Raw genomic sequence first — 21558 nt, 5'->3', positions numbered from 1 at the left:
CCTAACGGGTTTACTTAGCAGTTTTACCTTCTTTACGACGAACAACTTCGCCTTCGTAACGAATACCTTTACCTTTGTAAGGCTCAGGAGCACGTACAGCACGGATGTTAGCAGCAAATTCGCCAACACGTTGCTTGTCGATACCTTTAATTACGATTTTAGTTGGTGCAGGTACTTCAACTTCAAGACCTGCTTCCGGAGTCATTTCTACTGGATGAGAATAACCTACGCTTAAAACAAGTTTATCTCCTTGTTTTTGAGCACGGTAACCAACACCGACTAATTCAAGTCCGCGTGCGAAACCTGCAGTTACACCTTCAACCATGTTTCCGATTAAAGCACGAGTTGTACCGTGTAATGCACGGTGTTCCTTCTGTTCAGATGGACGCTCAACTGTTAGTGTATTTTCTTCAATTTTGATAGACATATCAGCATTGAATTTACGAGTTAATTCACCTTTAGGGCCTTTTACTGTTACAGTATTGTCTTCTGCAATTGTAATAGTAACACCTGCAGGGATTTCAAGAATCTTTTTACCAATACGAGACATGTGGTCACACCTCCGTTCGTTTTAAATATATATTACCAAACGTATGCTACTACTTCTCCACCAGTTTGTAATTGACGAGCGTCTTTGTCTGTCATTACTCCCTTAGATGTAGAAACAAGAGCGATACCTAATCCGTTAAGTACACGTGGTACTTCGTCAGCTTTAGCGTAAACGCGTAAGCCAGGTTTACTGATACGTTTTAATCCAGTGATTACACGTTCATTGTTTGCACCATATTTCAGGAAAATACGAAGGATACCTTGTTTGTTATCCTCGATGTATTCTACATCACGAATGAAACCTTCACGTTTTAAAAGTTCAGCGATCTCTTTTTTGATTTTAGAAGCAGGAACCTCTAATTTCTCATGACGTACCATGTTCGCATTACGGATGCGAGTAAGCATGTCTGCAATTGGATCTGTCATCACCATGTGTTTTACCTCCTTCCCATTTGTGGGTTTTACCAACTAGCTTTTTTAACACCAGGAATTTGACCTTTATATGCAAGTTCACGGAAACAAATACGGCAAAGTTTAAATTTGCGGTATACAGAATGCGGACGACCGCAGCGTTCGCAACGTGTATACTCTTGTACTTTAAACTTAGGAGTACGCTTTTGTTTCGCTATCATAGATTTTTTAGCCACGTTTTCGCCTCCTCTACTTAGCGTTGGCTTCCATTATTTTTGGAATGGCATACCGAATTGTGTTAAAAGTTCACGAGCTTCTTCATCAGTTTTCGCTGTAGTAACGATTACGATGTCCATACCGCGTACTTTGCTTACTTTATCATAATCAATCTCAGGGAAGATAAGTTGCTCTTTAACACCTAATGTGTAGTTCCCACGACCATCGAATGATTTCTTAGAAACACCACGGAAATCACGTACACGTGGTAAAGAAACCGATACTAATTTGTCGAAGAACTCATACATTTGCTCGCCGCGTAAAGTTACTTTCGCACCGATTGGCATACCTTCACGAAGACGGAAACCAGCGATTGATTTTTTAGCACGAGTTACAACAGGTTTTTGACCTGCGATTTGTGTTAATTCTTCTACTGCATTGTCTAAAGCTTTTGAGTTAGATACCGCGTCACCAACACCAGTGTTGATTACGATCTTTTCGATTTTCGGTACTTCCATCACAGATTTATAGTTAAACTTGCTCACTAGAGCAGGAGTAATTTCCTTTTGGAACTTCTCTTTAAGGCGATTCAATGAAGTGACCTCCTTTCTTAAGAAAATTATTTATCTAATAATTCACCAGATTTTTTTGCAATACGAACTTTTTTACCATCTTCTACTTTGAAGCCTACGCGAGTAGGTTCACCTGTTTTCGGATCTAAAATCATAACGTTAGAAACGTGAATAGGTGCTTCTTTAGTAATAATTCCACCTTGTGGATTTAATTGAGATGGCTTAGAGTGTTTTTTAACGATGTTAACACCCTCAACGATAACACGGTTTTGCTTTGGGAAAGCCACAAGGATAACGCCTTGTTTTCCTTTGTCTTTACCAGTGATTACCTGTACTTTATCACCTTTTTTTACATGCATCTTAATTCTGCACCTCCTTAGCAAGGCAATACCTTAAATTATAGAACTTCTGGAGCTAAAGAAACGATCTTCATGAAGTTGCTATCACGTAATTCACGAGCTACTGGTCCGAAGATACGAGTACCACGTGGGCTCTTATCGTCTTTAATGATAACCGCTGCGTTTTCATCAAATTTGATGTAAGAACCGTCCGGACGACGAGCTCCGCTCTTCGTACGTACTACTACTGCTTTAACAACGTCACCTTTTTTAACAACGCCACCTGGTGTTGCTTGTTTTACCGTAGCAACGATAATGTCACCAATGTTAGCATATTTACGACCAGAGCCGCCTAATACTTTAATTGTTAAAAGTTCACGTGCACCAGAGTTGTCAGCAACTTTCAAACGAGATTCTTGTTGGATCATGTTATGAAACCTCCCTTCGGACTAAAAATTCCGATTCGTCTATTTAGATAATAACCGCTTCTTCAACGATTTCAACTAAACGGAAACGCTTAGTAGCAGAAAGCGGGCGAGTTTCCATGATTTTAACGATATCGCCAAGTTTCGCTTGGTTTTGCTCATCATGGGCTTTGTACTTCTTAGAATACTTAACACGTTTTCCGTACAAGGAATGAGTTTTGTAAGTTTCAACTAAAACTGTAATCGTTTTGTCCATTTTGTCAGACACTACACGACCAGTATAAACTTTGCGTTGGTTACGTTCGCTCACTATGCAAACCTCCCCTCAATTTATCGATTAATTCCGATCTCTCTTTCACGAACTACAGTTTTCATACGAGCAATTGCTTTACGCACTTCACGAATGCGAGTTGGATTCTCTAATTGTCCTGTAGCAAGTTGGAAGCGAAGATTAAACAACTCTTCCTTTAAAGCTTTAACTTTTGTTTCGATTTCGGCAGTGGTTAATTCACGAATATCATTAGTTTTCATTAGATTCACCACCATTTTCTTCACGTTTTACGAATTTACATTTCACAGGTAACTTGTGAGCTGCAAGACGTAATGCTTCGCGTGCTACCTCTTCAGATACACCCGCGATTTCGAACATAATTTTCCCAGGTTTTACTACTGCTACCCAGCCTTCTGGTGCCCCTTTACCGGAACCCATACGTACTTCTAGAGGTTTTGCAGTGTAAGGTTTAGAAGGGAAAATTTTAATCCATACTTTACCGCCACGTTTCATGTAACGAGTCATTGCACGACGAGCAGCTTCGATTTGACGGTTTGTAATCCATGAAGCAGCTTGTGCTTGTAAACCGAATTCACCGAAAGCAATTTCAGTTCCACCTTTAGCACGACCACGCATTTTACCACGATGCTCTCTACGATATTTTACGCGTTTTGGCATTAACATATTATTTTCCTCCTTCCTCAGAAGCTTTCTTTTTTGTAGGAAGGACTTCTCCACGGTAGATCCATACTTTTACGCCTAATTTACCGTATGTTGTATCAGCTTCAACTGCTGCATAGTCAATATCAGCGCGAAGTGTATGAAGTGGAACAGTTCCTTCACTGTAAGATTCTGCACGAGCGATATCAGCTCCGCCAAGACGACCAGAAACCTGTGTTTTAATACCTTTAGCACCTGCACGCATAGCACGTTGAATAACTTGCTTTTGTGCACGACGGAATGATACACGGTTTTCTAATTGACGAGCGATGTTTTCGCCTACTAATTTAGCGTTAAGATCAGCTCTCTTAACTTCTAAAATGTTGATGTGTACACGCTTGCCTGTTAATTGGTTAAGAGCTTTACGAAGTGCTTCAACTTCAGTACCACCTTTACCAATTACCATACCAGGTTTTGCAGTGTGAATTGTAACATTTACACGATTTGCTGCACGTTCGATTTCTACTTTAGCAACAGCAGAATCTTTTAAGCGTACATTAATGTACTCACGGATTTTGATGTCTTCATGTAATAATGTAGCGTAATCTTTCTCAGCGAACCAACGAGATTCCCAGTCACGGATAACACCGACACGAAGACCAATTGGATTAACCTTTTGACCCATCGATTATCCCTCCTTCTTTTCTGATACCACAACTGTGATGTGGCTTGTGCGTTTGTTAATTTGGCTTGCACGACCCATTGCACGTGGACGGAAACGTTTCAACGTTGGACCTTCGTCAACGAAGACTTTTTCAACAACTAGGTTGTTAATATCCATCTCATAATTGTGCTCTGCATTTGCGATTGCAGATTTTAAAACTTTTTCTACAACTGGAGAAGCAGTTTTTGGTGTGTGGTTAAGGATAGCAATCGCTTCACCCACTTGCTTACCTCGGATTAAGTCTACTACTAAACGAACTTTACGAGGAGCAATACGAACTGTTCTCGCTACTGCTTTAGCTTGCATTGAAGTGCCTCCTCTCATTATCTTCTAGTTTTCTTATCGTCAGCAAGGTGACCTTTATACGTACGAGTTGGTGCGAATTCACCTAACTTATGGCCAACCATATCCTCAGTGATGTACACAGGTACGTGTTTACGACCATCATATACAGCGATTGTGTGTCCGATGAACTGAGGGAAGATTGTTGAACGGCGAGACCAAGTTTTAACAACTTGTTTTTGCTCAGATGCAACTAATTTTTCCATTTTGCTCATTAAGTGATCATCGACAAATGGTCCTTTTTTTAAGCTACGAGCCATTTTGGTGCCTCCCTTCGTGATTGGCGTACGGTTCTAGAAATGAACCGTACTACAATCCCATTATTTTTTACGACGACGAACGATAAATTTGTCAGACGCTTTGTTTTTCTTACGAGTCTTGAATCCAAGAGTTGGTTTACCCCATGGAGACATTGGAGACTTACGTCCGATTGGAGAACGACCTTCACCACCACCGTGTGGGTGATCAACCGGGTTCATTACAGAACCACGAACTGTTGGGCGTTTACCTAACCAGCGAGAGCGACCTGCTTTACCGATTTTGATAAGTTCATGTTGTTCGTTACCTACTTGACCGATTGAAGCGCGACAAGCAGATAATACAAGACGTACTTCACCAGAAGTTAAACGTACAAGTACGTATTTACCTTCTTTACCAAGTACCTGAGCAGATGTACCAGCAGAACGAACTAATTGTCCGCCACGACCAGGCTTAAGCTCGATGTTATGAACAACAGTACCTACTGGAATGTTGATTAATGGTAATGCGTTACCGATTTTGATGTCAGCTTCTGGGCCAGACATAACTTCCATACCTACTTCTAATGATTTAGGAGCAAGAATGTAACGTTTTTCACCGTCAACGTAGTTAATTAATGCGATATTCGCAGAGCGGTTTGGATCGTATTCGATCGTAGCAACGCGTCCTGGAATTCCATCTTTGTTACGCTTAAAGTCGATGATACGGTATTGACGCTTATGTCCGCCACCTTGATGACGTACAGTAATTTTACCTTGGTTATTACGACCAGCCTTCTTGCTTAAAGGAGCAAGTAAAGACTTTTCGGGTCTGTCAGTCGTGATTTCAGCGAAATCATTCGTAGTCATATTACGACGACCGTTAGTAGTTGGATTATACTTTTTAATTCCCATCTCAATTTCCCTCCTTCTTTAGTAAGAATTAAACGCCTTGGAAGATTTCGATTTCTTTGCTGTCAGCAGTTAGCTTAACGATTGCTTTACGACGACGGCTAGTAAAACCAGCGTGACGACCAACGCGTTTTGCTTTCGGCTTGTAGTTCATGATGTTCACTTTTTCTACTTTAACACCAAAGATCGCTTCAAGAGCATCTTTAACTTCTGTTTTATTAGATTTAACGTCCACATCGAACGTGTATTTTTTTTCAGCCATCATTTCCATAGAACGTTCAGTGATAACTGGGCGCTTAATGATATCACGAGGATCTCTCATTATGCAAGCACCTCCTCTACTTTTTCCACTGCCGCTTTTGTCATGATTAGCTTATCATGATGAAGCACGTCTAAAACGTTTACGCCATCAGCAGTGATTACTGTTACTCCAGGGATATTGCGAGCAGATAACTCTACAGATTCGTTTGCATCAGCAGTTACGATAAGAGCTTTCTTCTCAACAGTTAATCCTTTAAGTACTGCTAGCATGTCTTTTGTTTTTGGTGCATTTAATACTAGGTCTTCAAGAACTACAATGTTGTTCTCAACTACTTTAGTAGCTAATGCAGATTTAATTGCTAAACGACGAACCTTCTTAGGAAGTTTGTACGCATAGCTTCTTGGTGTAGGTCCGAATACCGTACCACCACCACGCCATTGAGGAGAACGGATAGACCCTTGACGAGCACGTCCAGTTCCTTTTTGACGCCATGGTTTACGACCACCACCGCGAACTTCAGAACGAGTTTTTACTTTGTGTGTACCTTGACGTAAAGATGCACGTTGCATCATTACAGCTTCGAAAAGTACAGCTTCATTTGGTTCGATACCGAAAATAGCTTCAGCTAATTCGATTTCACCAACCTGTGAACCAGTTTGGTTATATACAGTAACTTTTGGCATTGGAATTCCTCCTTCCTATTGTGAATTATTTGCTAACCTTCACAGCGCCTTGAACAACTACAAGAGATTTCTTAGCACCTGGAACGTTACCTTTTACTAGTAATAAGTTGCGCTCAGTGTCAACTTGAACGATTTCTAAGTTTTGGATAGTAACTTGGTCTCCACCCATACGTCCAGCAAGTTTTTTGCCTTTGAATACACGGTTCGGAGCAACTGGGCCCATTGAACCTGGACGACGGTGATAGCGAGAACCATGAGACATAGGTCCGCGAGATTGTCCGTGGCGTTTGATAACACCTTGGAAACCTTTACCTTTAGAAATTCCTGTTACGTCAACGATTTCACCTGCAGCGAAAACTTCAACTTTTACCTCTTGACCAACCTCTAATCCGTCCACGTCTGCATCGCGGATTTCGCGAATGAAGCGCTTAGGAGTTGTAGATGCTTTAGCAGTGTGGCCTTGTTCAGGTTTGTTAGTTAACTTTTCACGTTTATCTTCAAATCCTAACTGGATTGCATTGTAGCCATCAGTTTCAGTTGTTTTCTTTTGAAGAACAACGTTTGGATTAGCAGCGATAACTGTTACTGGGATTAACTCACCGTTCTCAGCAAATACTTGAGTCATACCGATCTTTCTTCCTAAGATTCCTTTGGTCATGAGTTACACCTCCTACATTTTTAAGTTATATAATTTATAGTTTAATTTCGATATCTACACCAGACGGTAAGTCTAAACGCATTAATGAATCTACTGTTTGTGGAGTAGGACTCACGATATCGATTAAACGTTTGTGTGTGCGCATTTCGAATTGCTCACGAGAATCTTTGTACTTATGAACAGCACGAAGAATTGTGTAAATAGTCTTCTCAGTTGGTAATGGGATCGGACCAGAAACTGTTGCCCCAGAACGCTTAGCTGTTTCTACAATTTTCTCAGCTGATTGATCAAGAATACGGTGATCATAAGCTTTTAAACGGATACGAATTTTTTCTTTTGCCATTATTTTCCCTCCTTCGTTCGCCTATTTCTAAAATAGACCTTCTCCATGGAAATTTCCCCACACCATGCCATGGCAAAGCGGCCGGGTGTGTCAGCAACCTTCCACTTCATCGCAGTCAAAGACCAACATTGTCTATTATACAATGTTATTAGTCTAGATGCAAGCATCTTTTTGTTTGCATCTGCTTTTCTCTACTTTTGCTATTATACATGGCACTTTAAAGAATTTCAAGTTTTCATCTACTAGAATTCATTTTACAGTTTTTGGGTTTCGTTTTAATGTTTTTATATACTATAGAAGAAACTCGTCAAAACATAAAGATATCATCCAATTCATTATATAAACACAAACAAAACCCCCCAAGGGGAAATCCCTTGGGGGGTTTTTATATCAGTTAAGATTACTCAACGATAGTAGCAACTACACCGTAACCTACTGTACGTCCACCTTCACGAATAGAGAATTTAGTTCCCTCTTCGATAGCGATTGGAGCGATAAGTTCGATAGTCATTTCGATGTTGTCACCAGGCATTACCATTTCAGTACCTTCTGGTAATTGGATGATACCAGTTACGTCAGTTGTACGGAAGTAGAACTGAGGACGGTAGTTAGCGAAGAATGGAGTGTGACGTCCACCTTCTTCTTTAGATAATACGAAAACTTCAGCTTTGAATTTAGCGTGTGCTTTTACAGAGCCAGTTTTAGCAAGAACTTGTCCACGTTGGATGTCTTCACGAGCAACCCCACGAAGAAGAGCACCGATGTTGTCTCCAGCTTGAGCTTGGTCAAGAAGTTTACGGAACATTTCTACACCAGTTACAGTTGTAGAAGCATTCTCTTCAGCAAGACCGATGATTTCTACTACGTCACCAACTTTAACGATTCCGCGCTCTACACGACCAGTTGCAACTGTACCACGACCTGTGATAGAGAATACATCCTCGATAGGCATTAAGAATGGTTTGTCAGTTTCACGTTCTGGAGTTGGGATGTAAGCATCAACTTCAGTCATTAATTCAATGATTTTTGCTTCCCAATCAGCTTCTCCTTGAAGAGCTTTAAGAGCAGAACCTTTGATTACAGGAATGTCGTCGCCTGGGAATCCGTATTCAGATAATAGGTCACGAACTTCCATTTCTACTAATTCTAATAATTCTTCGTCGTCAACCATGTCGCATTTGTTTAAGAATACAACGATGTAAGGAACACCTACTTGACGAGAAAGAAGGATGTGCTCACGTGTTTGAGGCATTGGGCCATCAGCAGCAGATACTACTAAGATACCGCCGTCCATTTGAGCAGCACCAGTGATCATGTTTTTAACATAGTCAGCGTGACCTGGGCAGTCAACGTGTGCATAATGACGAGTTTCAGTTTCGTACTCAACGTGTGCAGTTGAGATTGTGATTCCGCGCTCTCTTTCTTCTGGAGCAGCGTCGATTTGATCGTATCCGCGTGCTTCAGCACCACCAGCTTTTGCAAGAACTGTAGTGATCGCAGCAGTTAATGTAGTTTTACCATGGTCAACGTGGCCGATTGTACCGATGTTAACATGGGGTTTAGAACGTTCGAATTTAGCTTTAGCCATTCTAAATTCCTCCTTAGTTTATATAGGTTATTTTATATTTAGACTAGAAAGCGAAACTTACGTCCCACTTTCTAAGCTTACATAAGTAGTTATACTCGAACAATTGATAAAAATCAATTATTCGCCTTTATTTTTTTTAATAATTTCTTCTGAAACAGACTTCGGTACTTCTTCATAATGATCAAATGTCATTGAGAATGTTCCGCGTCCTTGAGTGTTAGAACGTAATGCTGTCGCATAACCGAACATTTCAGAAAGCGGAACCATAGCGCGAACAACTTGTGCGTTACCGCGAGCTTCCATACCTTCTACACGTCCACGACGAGATGTTACGTCACCCATGATGTCTCCCATGTATTCTTCAGGGATTACAACTTCAACTTTCATCATTGGCTCAAGAATTACTGGGTTACATTTAGAAACCGCAGCTTTAAGTGCCATAGATGCAGCGATTTTGAACGCCATCTCAGATGAATCGACATCATGGTAAGAACCGTCAACTAATGCTGCTTTAATGTCAACTAGTGGGTAACCAGCTAGTACACCATTTTTAAGTGAGTCTTCAAGACCCGCTCCAACAGCTGGGATGTATTCACGTGGAACTACACCGCCGACGATTTTGTTTTCGAATTCAAATCCTTTACCTTCTTCGTTAGGTGCAAACTCAATCCAAACGTGACCGAATTGTCCACGTCCACCAGATTGACGAGCAAACTTACCTTCAACTTTCGCAGCAGCGCGGAAAGTTTCACGGTATGCTACCTGAGGAGCACCAACGTTTGCTTCGACTTTGAATTCACGGCGCATACGGTCAACGATGATATCAAGGTGAAGTTCACCCATACCAGCGATGATAGTTTGGCCAGTTTCTTGGTCAGTGTGAGCACGGAATGTTGGATCTTCTTCAGAAAGCTTAGATAATGCTGTACCCATTTTATCTTGGTCAGCTTTAGATTTTGGTTCGATAGCTACAGAGATAACTGGCTCTGGGAATTCCATAGACTCAAGGATAACAAGACTCTTCTCGTCACAAAGAGTATCACCAGTAGTAGTATCTTTTAAACCTACAGCAGCAGCGATATCACCAGCGTAAACTGTTGAAATCTCTTCACGGCTGTTAGCGTGCATTTGTAGGATACGTCCTACACGCTCACGCTTACCTTTAGTTGAGTTTTTCACGTATGATCCAGAGTTTAACACACCAGAGTACACACGGAAGAACGTTAACTTACCAACATAAGGGTCAGTCATGATTTTGAATGCTAGAGCTGCGAATGGTTCTTCATCGCTAGACTTACGTTCTACTTCTTCATCTGTATCCGGAAGAGTACCTTTAATAGCAGGTACATCTAATGGAGATGGTAGGTAGTCGATAACTGCGTCTAACAGGATTTGAACACCTTTGTTTTTGAATGCAGAACCACAGATTACTGGGAAGAATTCTACAGAAGTTGTAGCCTTACGGATACCAGCTTTAAGCTCTTCTACAGTGATTTCTTCACCTTCTAGGTACTTCATCATCATTTCTTCATCAAGCTCAGCTACCGCTTCAATAAGCTTTCCACGGTATTCTTCAGCTAGTTCTTTGTGCTCTTCAGGAATTTCGACACGCTCGATGTCTGTTCCTAAATCGTTACCGTACATGTAAGCACACTCTTCAACAAGATCAATGATACCATTGAACTCATCTTCAGCACCGATTGGTAACTGAATTGGATGTGCGTTTGCTTGTAAACGATCGTGGATTGTTCCTACAGAGTATAAGAAATCTGCACCGATCTTATCCATTTTGTTAACGAATACGATACGAGGTACACCGTAAGTAGTAGCCTGACGCCAAACAGTTTCTGTTTGTGGTTCTACACCAGATTGTGCATCAAGTACTGCTACCGCACCATCAAGTACGCGTAAAGAACGTTCTACTTCTACTGTGAAGTCTACGTGTCCTGGAGTATCAATGATGTTTACACGGTGACCTTTCCATTGAGCTGTAGTTGCAGCAGAAGTAATTGTGATACCACGCTCTTGCTCTTGCTCCATCCAGTCCATCTGAGATGCACCTTCATGAGTTTCACCGATTTTATGAATACGTCCTGTGTAATACAGAATACGCTCAGTTGCTGTTGTTTTACCAGCATCGATGTGAGCCATGATACCAATATTACGAGTGTTTTCTAAAGAGAACTCTCTTGTCATTTGGTGTCTTGCTCCTTCCATATATGGATTGGATTTTTTATTTTAAGTAGCAAAAAAGCCACTTTATATTGTTACATATGCCAGTGTCCAGTACCCTCATTATGTAAAACGAGCGCCCAACGAAAGGGAGAGGCATTCTCCCTCTCCACACTTCCATAAGCGACAAATAAAGCGGTTTATGCTTACATTTATTTTACGTTGAATCCTACCAACGGTAATGAGCAAATGCTTTGTTAGCTTCTGCCATTTTATGAGTGTCTTCACGTTTCTTAACAGATGCACCAGCGTTGTTAGCTGCATCTAAGATTTCGTAAGCTAGACGCTCTTCCATAGTTTTTTCACCACGAAGACGAGCATAGTTTACTAACCAGCGAAGACCTAAAGTTGTACGGCGTTCTGGACGAACCTCAACTGGAACTTGGTAGTTAGCACCACCAACACGACGAGCGCGTACTTCAAGAACAGGCATGATGTTCTTAAGAGCTTGCTCGAATACTTCCATTGGTTCTTTATCTGAACGTTCGCGAACGATATCGAAAGCGTTATAAAGAATTGTTTGAGATTTACCTTTTTTACCGTCAACCATCATTTTGTTGATAAGGCGTGTTACTAGCTTAGAATTGTACATTGGATCTGGTAACACGTCACGTTTCGCAACAGGTCCTTTACGAGGCATATTGAGTTCCTCCTTTCATTATAAGTTTATTATTTTTTAGCAGGTTTTGGTCGCTTAGTACCATATTTAGAACGTCCTTGCATACGTTTGTCAACACCAGCTGTATCAAGCGCTCCACGAACGATGTGGTAACGTACCCCTGGTAAATCCTTTACTCGACCACCGCGAATTAATACTACGCTATGCTCTTGTAAGTTATGACCGATACCTGGGATGTAAGCTGTAACTTCAATCCCGTTTGTTAAACGTACACGAGCGTATTTACGTAACGCTGAGTTAGGTTTCTTTGGAGTCATTGTACCAACACGAGTACATACACCACGTTTTTGAGGTGCAGAGATATCAGTTGATTTTTTCTTTAAAGAGTTAAAACCTTTGTTTAACGCAGGTGATTTAGATTTCCATACTTTATCAGTACGACCATTTCTCACTAATTGGTTAATAGTAGGCATTTGATTATCCTCCCTTCGCATGTTTGTATGACCACATATCCAGGTGGTTCATTATTAGTTGAAAACAAAGTTTTTGCAAGGAAGAGCAAATGCTCTCTCCTCACAAAAACAGTTTTAACTTATTATTCCTATTGCTGAAGCTCCCACTTGAATCCCCGAAACTTTTCCAAGCTTACGAACTGATTCAACTTTTGTTATGGGTATGTTATGTTGCAAAGCAGTGCGAATGATAACATGGGTTAACCGCACATCAGCATCTTCTGCAATAACAACTTCTTTAACTATACCATTTTTGATTGCTTCCAATGTTCGTTTATGACCAACGACTACATTTTCAGCATTTGACACTTTTTGATAAGACATATAAATATCCTCCAAAGCATCGTTCAGGAGCAACCTTGATTATAGTAACATTTTGACTCATACAATGTCAACTAGGATTAGCTGTTTTTATACAAAATTTACGACGGAAAATTTTACTGTTCCACATAAACTTCATCGTTTTCTACATTCATGTTATCTTGTGTTGTTTTTACAAGATCCACTTTACGATAACGATTCATACCTGTTCCAGCAGGAACAAGCTTACCGATAATAACATTCTCTTTCAATCCTAGAAGCTCATCGCGTTTACCTTTAATTGCTGCATCCGTTAAAACACGAGTTGTTTCTTGGAACGAAGCTGCAGATAAGAACGAATCTGTTTCAAGTGAAGCTTTTGTAATACCAAGTAGAACAGGTCTAGCTGTCGCTGGTTGTTTACCTTTCAGTAACACCTTCGCATTCGCATCAGTAAACTGATGGATATCTAGTAATGTTCCTGGTAATACATCTGTTTCACCTGCATCACTTACACGAACTTTACGTAGCATTTGGCGTACCATTACTTCTACGTGTTTGTCACCAATTTCTACCCCTTGCATACGGTATACTTTTTGAACTTCACGTAATAAGTATTCTTGCACTGCTGTAATGTCCGTTACTTTTAGTAATTCTTTCGGATCAATAGAACCTTCTGTTAACTCTTTACCGTGGCTAATTGGCTGTCCTGGAGTTACTTTCAGACGAGCACCGTAAGGAATAGCATACGTACGAGCTTCAACTTCACCCTGTACAACTACTTCTTGGCGATCTTTAACATCGTTGATCGCTGCGATAACACCGTCGATTTCACTGATAACTGCCTGACCTTTCGGATTACGAGCTTCGAAGATCTCTTGGATACGAGGTAAACCTTGAGTGATATCATCTCCGGCAACCCCACCTGTATGGAATGTACGCATCGTTAACTGTGTACCTGGCTCACCGATAGATTGAGCTGCGATAATACCTACCGCTTCTCCTACTTCTACGTCTGTACCAGTTGCTAAGTTACGACCGTAACACTTCTTACATACACCGTGGCGAGTGTTACACGTGAACGCTGAACGAATGTTTACAGTTTCAACACCCGAATTTTCAACGATATGAGCGATATCTTCAGTAATTAATTGGTTTTCACTAACTAATACTTCACCTGTTTCAGGATGTTTTACAGTTTTTCTTGCAAAACGTCCAACAAGACGATCATATAATGACTCAATTACTTCATTACCCTCTTTAATCGCACCAATTAATAGACCACGATCTGTTCCACAATCATCTTCACGGACAATTACATCTTGTGCAACGTCTACAAGACGACGCGTTAAGTAACCAGAATCGGCAGTTTTAAGTGCTGTATCGGCAAGACCTTTACGCGCACCATGCGTAGAGATGAAGTACTCAAGTACTGTTAAACCTTCACGGAAACTTGATTTAATTGGAAGTTCGATAATACGACCAGATGGATTGGCCATCAGACCACGCATACCAGCAAGCTGAGTAAAGTTCGATGCGTTACCACGGGCACCGGAATCACTCATCATGAAGATTGGGTTGCGTTTATTCAAGGATTTCATCAGTTTTCCTTGGATAACATCTTTTGCATTACTCCAAATAGAGATAACGCGATCGTAACGTTCTTCTTCCGTGATTAAACCGCGACGGAATTGTTTAATTACATTATCTACTTTTGCTTGTGCTTCATGGAGAATTTCATCTTTTTCACCTAATACAAGAATGTCAGATACCCCAACTGTAATACCAGCCTTTGTAGAGTACTTAAATCCTAAGTTTTTCATACGGTCAAGCATGCGAGATGTTTCCGTAATTTGGAAACGTTTGAATACTTCCGCAATGATGTTACCAAGGATCTTCTTGCTAAATGGTGCCACTTCTTCGCGACTAGCAATAATTTCTTTAATGTTCGCACCTTTTTCAACGAAATATTCCGCTGGTGTTTCTTTTTCAAGGTTTGAGTTTGTCGGTTCATTAATATAAGGGAACGACTCTGGTAAGATTTCGTTAAATATTAATTTACCAACTGTTGTTAATAGAAGCTTACCCTTTTGCTCTTCAGTAAACGTTACGTTATTTACTGAACTTGCAGCAACTGCAACACGTGTGTGCAGATGTACATATCCATTTTGGTATGCAAGTATTGCTTCGTTTGCATCTTTGAAGACCATACCTTCACCGATTGCGCCTTCACGCTCAAGTGTTAAGTAGTAGTTACCTAATACCATATCCTGAGATGGAGTAACAACTGGTTTTCCGTCTTTTGGATTCAAGATGTTTTGTGCCGCTAACATAAGAATACGAGCTTCTGCTTGTGCCTCTGATGATAACGGAACGTGAACCGCCATTTGGTCACCGTCAAAGTCCGCGTTGTATGCAGTACATACAAGTGGATGAAGACGAATTGCGCGACCTTCTACTAATGTAGGTTCAAACGCCTGGATACCAAGACGGTGAAGTGTTGGTGCGCGGTTTAGAAGTACTGGATGCTCTTTAATCACAGATTCTAAAACGTCCCAAACTTCAGGGTGTACACGCTCAATTTTACGTTTTGCACTCTTAATATTGTGTGCTAAGCCTTTTCCAACTAACTCTTTCATAACGAAAGGTTTGAACAGTTCAAGCGCCATTTCTTTCGGCAATCCACACTGGTACATCTTTAAGTTCGGTCCTACAACGATTACAGAACGGCCAGAGTAGTCAACACGTTTACCTAATAAGTTTTGACGGAAACGTCCTTGTTTACCTTTAAGCATGTGAGATAGTGATTTTAATGGGCGGTTACCTGGTCCAGTAACCGGACGGCCACGACGGCCATTATCGATTAATGCGTCTACAGCTTCTTGTAACATACGTTTTTCGTTTTGAACGATGATGCTTGGAGCACCTAGGTCCAATAGACGTTTTAAACGGTTGTTACGGTTAATTACACGACGATATAAGTCGTTTAAGTCAGAAGTAGCAAAACGTCCACCATCTAACTGTACCATTGGGCGTAGTTCTGGTGGGATTACTGGTAGAACATCTAAGATCATCCAAGATGGTTCATTTCCAGAGTTGCGGAATGCTTCTAATACTTCTAGACGTTTAATAGCACGAGTACGGCGTTGTCCTTGTGCTGTTTTTAATTCTTCTTTTAAGAAGTCTACTTCTTTATCTAAATCGATGTCTTGTAGTAGCTTTTTAATCGCTTCTGCACCCATAGCAGCTTGGAATGTGCTACCATATCGATCACGATATGCACGGTATTCTTTTTCAGAAAGTAATTGCTTCTTATCAAGTGGTGTATCTCCACTTTCTGTTACAACATAAGAAGCGAAATAAATTACTTCTTCAAGCGCGCGAGGGGACATGTCTAAGACAAGTCCCATGCGGCTCGGGATACCTTTGAAATACCAAATATGAGATACAGGAGCAGCTAATTCAATATGACCCATACGTTCACGACGTACTTTTGCACGCGTTACTTCAACGCCACATCGATCACAAACTACACCTTTATAACGTACACGTTTGTATTTTCCGCAATGACATTCCCAGTCCTTTTGTGGTCCGAAAATACGCTCACAGAACAAGCCATCTTTTTCAGGCTTTAACGTACGATAGTTAATAGTTTCTGGTTTCTTAACTTCACCGTATGACCAAGAACGAATCTTGTCAGGTGAAGCAAGTCCAATCTTCATATATTCAAAGTTATTTACATCTATCAAGGGGCCTACCTCCCTTTTAGTCTACAGGTTATCCCAATTATTCCTTAGTTGTCTCAACTTCAACATTCAATTTATCTGCTGATTGATGATCATCATCATCTTCTGTATCACGCATTTCAATTTCTGTATCGTCGCTAGACATCATTTTAACGTCCATACCTAAACTTTGCAGCTCTTTAATCAATACTTTGAATGATTCAGGAACGCCTGGTTCTGGAACATTTTCGCCTTTAACAATTGCTTCATAAGTCTTAACACGTCCAACAACATCATCAGACTTCACTGTTAAGATTTCTTGAAGAGTATAAGCAGCACCGTAAGCTTCAAGTGCCCAAACCTCCATCTCACCGAAACGCTGTCCACCGAACTGAGCTTTACCTCCAAGAGGTTGCTGCGTTACAAGTGAGTATGGTCCAGTAGAACGAGCATGAAGTTTATCGTCAACCATGTGCGCAAGTTTGATCATATACATGACACCAACAGATACGCGGTTATCGAATGGTTCACCAGTACGTCCGTCATACAGGATTGTTTTCGCGTCATTTGCCATACCAGCTTCTTCAATTGTGCCCCAAACATCTTCCTCACGAGCACCATCGAATACTGGTGTTGCAATGTGAATGCCCAGGTATCTTGCTGCCATACCAAGATGAAGCTCTAATACCTGACCGATATTCATACGAGATGGTACCCCTAATGGGTTTAACATAATATCGATTGGCGTACCGTCTGGTAAGTAAGGCATATCTTCTTCTGGTAAAATACGAGAAATAACACCTTTGTTACCGTGACGTCCGGCCATCTTGTCACCTTCAGAAATTTTACGTTTTTGAACGATATATGCACGTACAAGTTGATTCACACCTGGTGGCAATTCATCGCCATCTTCACGGTTGAATACTTTTACGTCTAAGATAATACCGCCACCACCGTGTGGTACACGTAGTGATGTATCACGTACTTCACGCGCTTTTTCTCCAAAGATAGCATGTAATAGACGTTCTTCAGCTGTTAATTCTGTTACACCTTTAGGTGTTACTTTACCAACAAGTAAATCTCCATCTTTTACTTCAGCACCAACGCGAATAATACCGCGCTCGTCAAGGTTACGTAATGCGTCTTCCCCAACGTTTGGAATGTCACGTGTAATTTCTTCTGGTCCAAGCTTCGTATCACGAGCTTCTGATTCATATTCTTCAATATGAATAGAAGTGTACACATCATCTTTTACAAGGCGCTCACTCATGATAATCGCATCCTCGTAGTTATAACCGTCCCAAGTCATGAAGCCAACAAGCACGTTACGTCCAAGTGCTAGTTCACCTAATTCCATAGAAGGACCATCCGCAAGGATTTCACCTTTTACAACTTCATTTCCAACACTTACGATTGGACGTTGGTTGTAACAAGTTCCTTGGTTAGAACGAATGAATTTTTGCATTTTGTAGCGATCTAAGTCGCCTTTTACTGTTTGACCGTCAACTTCTACATAGCGACGTACCCAAACTTCACGTGCTTCTACGCGCTCAACAACACCAGGATGTTTACAGATTACTGCAGCACCCGAGTCTTTTGCTGATACGTACTCCATACCTGTACCTACAATCGGAGATTCCGGATTCATTAACGGAACCGCCTGACGTTGCATGTTCGCTCCCATAAGTGCGCGGTTAGAGTCATCGTTTTCTAAGAACGGAATACAAGCTGTCGCTGCCGACACTACTTGTTTTGGAGATACATCCATGTAGTCGATGCGTTCTCTATTTGTGACAATATTTTCGCCACGGAAACGAGCTACGATATCTTCACTTAGGAATTCACCTTCATCAGATAATTTCATATTCGCTTGGGCTACAACATAGTTATCTTCTTCATCTGCTGTTAAATAATCAACATGCCCTGTTACAAGACCAGTTTCTGGGTCAACACGACGGTATGGTGTTTCAATGAAACCAAACTCATTTACTTTCGCGAACGAAGATAATGAGTTAATCAAACCAATGTTTGGTCCCTCTGGTGTTTCAATCGGACACATACGACCATAGTGGGAGTAATGAACGTCACGTACTTCAAAGCCTGCGCGCTCACGCGTTAAACCACCAGGTCCTAATGCAGATAGTCTTCGTTTGTGAGTTAACTCTGCTAATGGATTTGTTTGGTCCATGAACTGAGATAACTGAGAACTTCCGAAGAACTCTTTAATAGATGCAATAACAGGACGAATATTAATTAGTGCCTGTGGTGTAATTGCATTTGTATCTTGGATCGACATTCTCTCACGAACAACACGTTCCATACGAGAAAGGCCGATACGGAATTGGTTTTGTAATAGTTCTCCAACAGAACGCAGACGACGGTTTCCTAAATGGTCAATATCATCTGTATCTCCTACTTTGTATAGTAGGTTGAAGAAGTAACTGATAGAAGCAAGGATATCACCTGGTGTGATGTGTTTCACATCACGAGTAATGTTTGCATTACCAATTACATTAATTACGCGTTCGCCTTCCGACTCAGGAGCATAAATCTTAATAGATTGCAGCTCAACATCGCCTTCTACCACTCCACCCATTGGTTTCGCTGTTTTGAATCCAATGTTTTTCTCTAAGTAAGGTAAAATGCGATCAAGTGTACGACGATCTAAGATTGTTCCTTCTGCCGCTAAAATTTCACCAGTTTCTGGATCCACTAATGTTTCAGCTAAACGTTGATTAAACAATCTGTTTTTAATGTGTAACTTCTTGTTGATCTTATAGCGACCTACATTTGCTAAATCGTAGCGCTTTGGATCGAAGAAACGAGACACAAGTAAGCTCTTAGCATTTTCTACTGTTGGTGGTTCACCAGGACGTAGACGCTCATAAATTTCAAGCAATGCTTTTTCTGTGCTATCTGTGTTGTCTTTTTCTAATGTGTTGCTTAAGTATTCGTTATCACCTAAAAGCTCGGTGATTTCTTGATCAGAGCCAAACCCTAATGCGCGTAACAAAACAGTTACAGGAAGTTTACGCGTACGGTCAATACGCACATATACAACATCCTTAGCATCTGTCTCATACTCTAACCAAGCTCCGCGGTTTGGAATTACAGTAGCAGTAAAACCACGTTTTCCGTTTTTATCCACTTTGCCACTATAGTATACGCTTGGAGAGCGAACTAACTGGGAAACGATAACACGTTCTGCACCGTTAATTACGAATGTTCCAGTCTCTGTCATGAGTGGGAAATCTCCCATGAACACATCTTGTTCTTTTACTTCACCAGTTTCCTTGTTGATTAGACGCACTTTTACACGAAGTGGTGCTGCATACGTCACATCACGCTCTTTGCATTCGTCTACAGAGTATTTAGGTTCACCTAAGCTGTAGTCGATAAATTCAAGCGATAGATTTCCCGTAAAGTCTTCAATCGGAGAAATGTCTTGGAACATTTCTCGCAAACCCTCATCAAGAAACCACTGATAAGAAGAGGTTTGAATTTCGATAAGATTTGGTAACTCTAATACTTCACTAATACGGGCATAACTTCTTCGTTGGCGGTGGCGTCCGTATTGAACTAGTTGACCTGTCAACTGCTTCACCCCTCAAATCATGAGTATTATAAATGCACAAAAAAATTTGTGCAAAATCACAAATAAATACAACTACTGCTATTAGCGTAGTCTTTTTCTCTTAAAGATAAATACGTTGAGTCTTTCTACCTGCTCAAAAAAGAAAAATGGCTTCTATAAGAAAACCATCATTCTGTTTCATAATCTGCTGATTTTACTATCTTTTCCAAGAGAAACAAAAATATACATCTTTCTCAACGCAGAAAATCATATATTGGCATTGTATAATGTTAACATAGCCAAAAATAACCGTCAACGTTTTTTTGATTTTATGATATAATATCCTTTTTTCTTTTCTACAACCTCAACTTCAGAAAATACTTCCTCTAGTTTTTTCAGCGCAGATGGTGCACCTTGCTTCTTTTGAATAACAATCCAAAGTTCTCCACCTGGAACTAAATACTCCACAGCTTTTTCTAAAATTTCATGTACGACATCTTTACCCGCACGAATTGGAGGGTTAGATAGAATAGCAGCATACTTGCCATCTACATTTTCATAGACGCTACTTTGAAAAATACGTATATTCTCGATTTTGTTATTAGCGGCGTTTTCTTTCGCAAGTCCAAGCGCCCTTTCATTCACATCCACCATGTGAACTTCACGACCTTGAAACTCTTTCGCTAGCGACAAACCAATAGGACCGTATCCGCAACCTACATCTAATATATTACCTTTAATATCTGGCATTTGAAAAGCTTCAATTAAAAGACGGGAACCAAAGTCCACTTCGTTTTTCGAGAACACCCCATGGTCGGATAAGAAAGTAAATTGAGATCCACGAAGTGCAAATTCCCATCGCTTACGATCACTTTTACTAGAAGGGTCGTTAGAAAAATAATGGTCTGCCATATGGCCACCTCTCTTCTTTACAGTTAAAAAAAAAGCTCGCATGAGAGCGAGCTTTTTTTAAAGCATCAAAAGTTAATTACTTAACTTCTACAGCAGCGCCAACTTCTTCAAGTTTAGCTTTGATTTCTTCAGCTTCTTCTTTAGCAGCAGCTTCTTTGATTACTTTTGGAGTGTTGTCAACTAATTCTTTAGCTTCTTTTAAGCCAAGACCAGTGATTTCACGAACAACTTTGATAACTTTGATTTTTTGTGCACCAGCGCTAGTTAGTTCCACATCAAATTCAGTTTTCTCAGCAGCAGCTTCTCCAGCGCCACCAGCAACAGCTACAGGAGCAGCAGCAGTTACGCCGAATTCTTCCTCGATAGCTTTTACTAAGTCGTTAAGTTCTAATACAGTCATAGATTTAACTGCTTCAATGATTTGTTCTTTAGTCATTGTAAATATCCTCCCTTAAATAGGTTTGTATTGTTTTATCGATAATACGTAATTATCT

26 protein-coding genes are annotated in these 21558 nt (G+C 40.6%); all 26 read right to left on the bottom strand.

The genetic code is table 11. The features are described 5' to 3' along the window. Positions 1–10: 10 nt before the first annotated feature. Complete coding sequence (gene rplF / locus DOS87_RS00740) at positions 11–550, bottom strand: 50S ribosomal protein L6 (RefSeq protein WP_000086551.1); 540 nt, start codon at positions 548–550, stop codon at positions 11–13. Positions 551–582: 32 nt separating this feature from the next. Then, the gene (gene rpsH, locus DOS87_RS00735) at positions 583–981 is read right to left on the bottom strand and encodes a 30S ribosomal protein S8 (RefSeq protein WP_000245511.1); all 399 of its coding nucleotides are present in this window, start codon (positions 979–981) and stop codon (positions 583–585) included. A 29-nt stretch (positions 982–1010) separates the two neighbouring features. Continuing rightward, positions 1011–1196, bottom strand: a complete 186-nt coding sequence (rpsN, locus tag DOS87_RS00730) for a 30S ribosomal protein S14 (protein ID WP_001085700.1) — start codon at positions 1194–1196, stop codon at positions 1011–1013. A gap of 33 nt (positions 1197–1229) precedes the next feature. Continuing rightward, positions 1230–1769, bottom strand: a complete 540-nt coding sequence (gene rplE / locus DOS87_RS00725; protein ID WP_001080829.1) for a 50S ribosomal protein L5 — start codon at positions 1767–1769, stop codon at positions 1230–1232. Between the two features lie 26 nt (positions 1770–1795). Then, on the bottom strand, positions 1796–2107 hold the full coding sequence (gene rplX, locus DOS87_RS00720; RefSeq protein ID WP_000558200.1) for a 50S ribosomal protein L24: 312 nt from the start codon (positions 2105–2107) through the stop codon (positions 1796–1798). Between the two features lie 38 nt (positions 2108–2145). Further along, on the bottom strand, positions 2146–2514 hold the full coding sequence (rplN, locus tag DOS87_RS00715) for a 50S ribosomal protein L14 (RefSeq protein WP_000615912.1): 369 nt from the start codon (positions 2512–2514) through the stop codon (positions 2146–2148). Positions 2515–2557: 43 nt separating this feature from the next. After that, positions 2558–2821 carry a 30S ribosomal protein S17 gene (gene rpsQ / locus DOS87_RS00710; RefSeq protein ID WP_000004106.1) on the bottom strand — a complete coding sequence of 88 codons (264 nt, stop codon included), beginning with the start codon at positions 2819–2821 and terminating at the stop codon, positions 2558–2560. 20 nt (positions 2822–2841) lie between these two features. Next, on the bottom strand, positions 2842–3042 hold the full coding sequence (rpmC, locus tag DOS87_RS00705; RefSeq protein ID WP_000855718.1) for a 50S ribosomal protein L29: 201 nt from the start codon (positions 3040–3042) through the stop codon (positions 2842–2844). Next, complete coding sequence (rplP, locus tag DOS87_RS00700) at positions 3032–3466, bottom strand: 50S ribosomal protein L16 (protein WP_000928969.1); 435 nt, start codon at positions 3464–3466, stop codon at positions 3032–3034. The genes rpmC and rplP overlap by 11 nt, the downstream gene beginning before the upstream one ends. 1 nt (position 3467) lies before the next feature. Then, complete coding sequence (gene rpsC / locus DOS87_RS00695) at positions 3468–4127, bottom strand: 30S ribosomal protein S3 (RefSeq protein WP_000529956.1); 660 nt, start codon at positions 4125–4127, stop codon at positions 3468–3470. Between the two features lie 3 nt (positions 4128–4130). Next, positions 4131–4472 carry a 50S ribosomal protein L22 gene (gene rplV / locus DOS87_RS00690; RefSeq protein WP_001148024.1) on the bottom strand — a complete coding sequence of 114 codons (342 nt, stop codon included), beginning with the start codon at positions 4470–4472 and terminating at the stop codon, positions 4131–4133. Positions 4473–4489: 17 nt separating this feature from the next. Next, entirely contained in the window at positions 4490–4768 is a 279-nt protein-coding gene (gene rpsS / locus DOS87_RS00685) for a 30S ribosomal protein S19 (protein ID WP_000124454.1), read from the bottom strand. A 60-nt stretch (positions 4769–4828) separates the two neighbouring features. Then, positions 4829–5659: a 50S ribosomal protein L2 gene (gene rplB, locus DOS87_RS00680; RefSeq protein ID WP_000511583.1), complete on the bottom strand. Its 831-nt coding sequence runs from the start codon at positions 5657–5659 to the stop codon at positions 4829–4831. A 28-nt stretch (positions 5660–5687) separates the two neighbouring features. Then, positions 5688–5978 carry a 50S ribosomal protein L23 gene (gene rplW / locus DOS87_RS00675; RefSeq protein WP_001205558.1) on the bottom strand — a complete coding sequence of 97 codons (291 nt, stop codon included), beginning with the start codon at positions 5976–5978 and terminating at the stop codon, positions 5688–5690. Next, positions 5978–6601: a 50S ribosomal protein L4 gene (rplD, locus tag DOS87_RS00670; RefSeq protein WP_001127258.1), complete on the bottom strand. Its 624-nt coding sequence runs from the start codon at positions 6599–6601 to the stop codon at positions 5978–5980. The genes rplW and rplD overlap by 1 nt, the downstream gene beginning before the upstream one ends. Before the next feature lie 25 nt (positions 6602–6626). Next, on the bottom strand, positions 6627–7259 hold the full coding sequence (rplC, locus tag DOS87_RS00665; RefSeq protein ID WP_000160209.1) for a 50S ribosomal protein L3: 633 nt from the start codon (positions 7257–7259) through the stop codon (positions 6627–6629). A 34-nt stretch (positions 7260–7293) separates the two neighbouring features. After that, positions 7294–7602, bottom strand: a complete 309-nt coding sequence (gene rpsJ / locus DOS87_RS00660; protein ID WP_001040595.1) for a 30S ribosomal protein S10 — start codon at positions 7600–7602, stop codon at positions 7294–7296. A gap of 400 nt (positions 7603–8002) precedes the next feature. After that, complete coding sequence (tuf, locus tag DOS87_RS00655) at positions 8003–9190, bottom strand: elongation factor Tu (RefSeq protein ID WP_001029617.1); 1188 nt, start codon at positions 9188–9190, stop codon at positions 8003–8005. Positions 9191–9307: 117 nt separating this feature from the next. Then, positions 9308–11386, bottom strand: coding sequence for an elongation factor G (gene fusA / locus DOS87_RS00650; protein WP_000196384.1), 2079 nt, complete (start codon positions 11384–11386; stop codon positions 9308–9310). Between the two features lie 205 nt (positions 11387–11591). Further along, positions 11592–12062, bottom strand: coding sequence for a 30S ribosomal protein S7 (gene rpsG / locus DOS87_RS00645; RefSeq protein WP_001137492.1), 471 nt, complete (start codon positions 12060–12062; stop codon positions 11592–11594). Positions 12063–12091: 29 nt separating this feature from the next. Then, the gene (gene rpsL / locus DOS87_RS00640) at positions 12092–12514 is read right to left on the bottom strand and encodes a 30S ribosomal protein S12 (RefSeq protein ID WP_001142341.1); all 423 of its coding nucleotides are present in this window, start codon (positions 12512–12514) and stop codon (positions 12092–12094) included. A gap of 114 nt (positions 12515–12628) precedes the next feature. Continuing rightward, the gene (locus tag DOS87_RS00635; RefSeq protein ID WP_000121833.1) at positions 12629–12877 is read right to left on the bottom strand and encodes a 50S ribosomal protein L7ae-like protein; all 249 of its coding nucleotides are present in this window, start codon (positions 12875–12877) and stop codon (positions 12629–12631) included. A gap of 113 nt (positions 12878–12990) precedes the next feature. Then, positions 12991–16602, bottom strand: a complete 3612-nt coding sequence (rpoC, locus tag DOS87_RS00630) for a DNA-directed RNA polymerase subunit beta' (protein ID WP_000567944.1) — start codon at positions 16600–16602, stop codon at positions 12991–12993. A 37-nt stretch (positions 16603–16639) separates the two neighbouring features. Then, entirely contained in the window at positions 16640–20173 is a 3534-nt protein-coding gene (rpoB, locus tag DOS87_RS00625; RefSeq protein ID WP_000147553.1) for a DNA-directed RNA polymerase subunit beta, read from the bottom strand. A 291-nt stretch (positions 20174–20464) separates the two neighbouring features. Continuing rightward, positions 20465–21064: a class I SAM-dependent methyltransferase gene (locus DOS87_RS00620; protein ID WP_000763259.1), complete on the bottom strand. Its 600-nt coding sequence runs from the start codon at positions 21062–21064 to the stop codon at positions 20465–20467. A gap of 76 nt (positions 21065–21140) precedes the next feature. After that, positions 21141–21500, bottom strand: coding sequence for a 50S ribosomal protein L7/L12 (gene rplL, locus DOS87_RS00615; protein ID WP_000159736.1), 360 nt, complete (start codon positions 21498–21500; stop codon positions 21141–21143). Positions 21501–21558: the final 58 nt, after the last annotated feature.

Origin of the sequence: Bacillus sp. CR71, from assembly GCF_003429245.1 — a bacterium.
In the GTDB taxonomy this organism is placed as follows: domain Bacteria; phylum Bacillota; class Bacilli; order Bacillales; family Bacillaceae_G; genus Bacillus_A; species Bacillus_A thuringiensis_S.
The sequence above is the reverse complement of the archived record's forward strand: the minus strand, read 5'-3'. Positions and strand labels throughout refer to the sequence as shown.

Excerpts from the sequence above, each read along its gene's own strand:
- tuf (WP_001029617.1), bottom strand. The coding sequence starts at position 9,190 with ATGGCTAAAGCTAAATTCGAACGTTCTAAACCCCATGTTAACATCGGT.
- fusA (WP_000196384.1), bottom strand. The coding sequence starts at position 11,386 with ATGACAAGAGAGTTCTCTTTAGAAAACACTCGTAATATTGGTATCATG.
- rplF (WP_000086551.1), bottom strand. The coding sequence starts at position 550 with ATGTCTCGTATTGGTAAAAAGATTCTTGAAATCCCTGCAGGTGTTACT.
- rpsS (WP_000124454.1), bottom strand. The coding sequence starts at position 4,768 with ATGGCTCGTAGCTTAAAAAAAGGACCATTTGTCGATGATCACTTAATG.
- rplP (WP_000928969.1), bottom strand. The coding sequence starts at position 3,466 with ATGTTAATGCCAAAACGCGTAAAATATCGTAGAGAGCATCGTGGTAAA.
- rpsC (WP_000529956.1), bottom strand. The coding sequence starts at position 4,127 with ATGGGTCAAAAGGTTAATCCAATTGGTCTTCGTGTCGGTGTTATCCGT.
- rplL (WP_000159736.1), bottom strand. The coding sequence starts at position 21,500 with ATGACTAAAGAACAAATCATTGAAGCAGTTAAATCTATGACTGTATTA.
- rpsJ (WP_001040595.1), bottom strand. The coding sequence starts at position 7,602 with ATGGCAAAAGAAAAAATTCGTATCCGTTTAAAAGCTTATGATCACCGT.
- rplB (WP_000511583.1), bottom strand. The coding sequence starts at position 5,659 with ATGGGAATTAAAAAGTATAATCCAACTACTAACGGTCGTCGTAATATG.
- DOS87_RS00635 (WP_000121833.1), bottom strand. The coding sequence starts at position 12,877 with ATGTCTTATCAAAAAGTGTCAAATGCTGAAAATGTAGTCGTTGGTCAT.
- rplN (WP_000615912.1), bottom strand. The coding sequence starts at position 2,514 with ATGATCCAACAAGAATCTCGTTTGAAAGTTGCTGACAACTCTGGTGCA.
- rplC (WP_000160209.1), bottom strand. The coding sequence starts at position 7,259 with ATGACCAAAGGAATCTTAGGAAGAAAGATCGGTATGACTCAAGTATTT.
- rpmC (WP_000855718.1), bottom strand. The coding sequence starts at position 3,042 with ATGAAAACTAATGATATTCGTGAATTAACCACTGCCGAAATCGAAACA.
- rplD (WP_001127258.1), bottom strand. The coding sequence starts at position 6,601 with ATGCCAAAAGTTACTGTATATAACCAAACTGGTTCACAGGTTGGTGAA.
- rplV (WP_001148024.1), bottom strand. The coding sequence starts at position 4,472 with ATGCAAGCTAAAGCAGTAGCGAGAACAGTTCGTATTGCTCCTCGTAAA.
- rplW (WP_001205558.1), bottom strand. The coding sequence starts at position 5,978 with ATGAGAGATCCTCGTGATATCATTAAGCGCCCAGTTATCACTGAACGT.
- rpsG (WP_001137492.1), bottom strand. The coding sequence starts at position 12,062 with ATGCCTCGTAAAGGACCTGTTGCGAAACGTGACGTGTTACCAGATCCA.
- rpsL (WP_001142341.1), bottom strand. The coding sequence starts at position 12,514 with ATGCCTACTATTAACCAATTAGTGAGAAATGGTCGTACTGATAAAGTA.
- DOS87_RS00620 (WP_000763259.1), bottom strand. The coding sequence starts at position 21,064 with ATGGCAGACCATTATTTTTCTAACGACCCTTCTAGTAAAAGTGATCGT.
- rpsH (WP_000245511.1), bottom strand. The coding sequence starts at position 981 with ATGGTGATGACAGATCCAATTGCAGACATGCTTACTCGCATCCGTAAT.
- rplX (WP_000558200.1), bottom strand. The coding sequence starts at position 2,107 with ATGCATGTAAAAAAAGGTGATAAAGTACAGGTAATCACTGGTAAAGAC.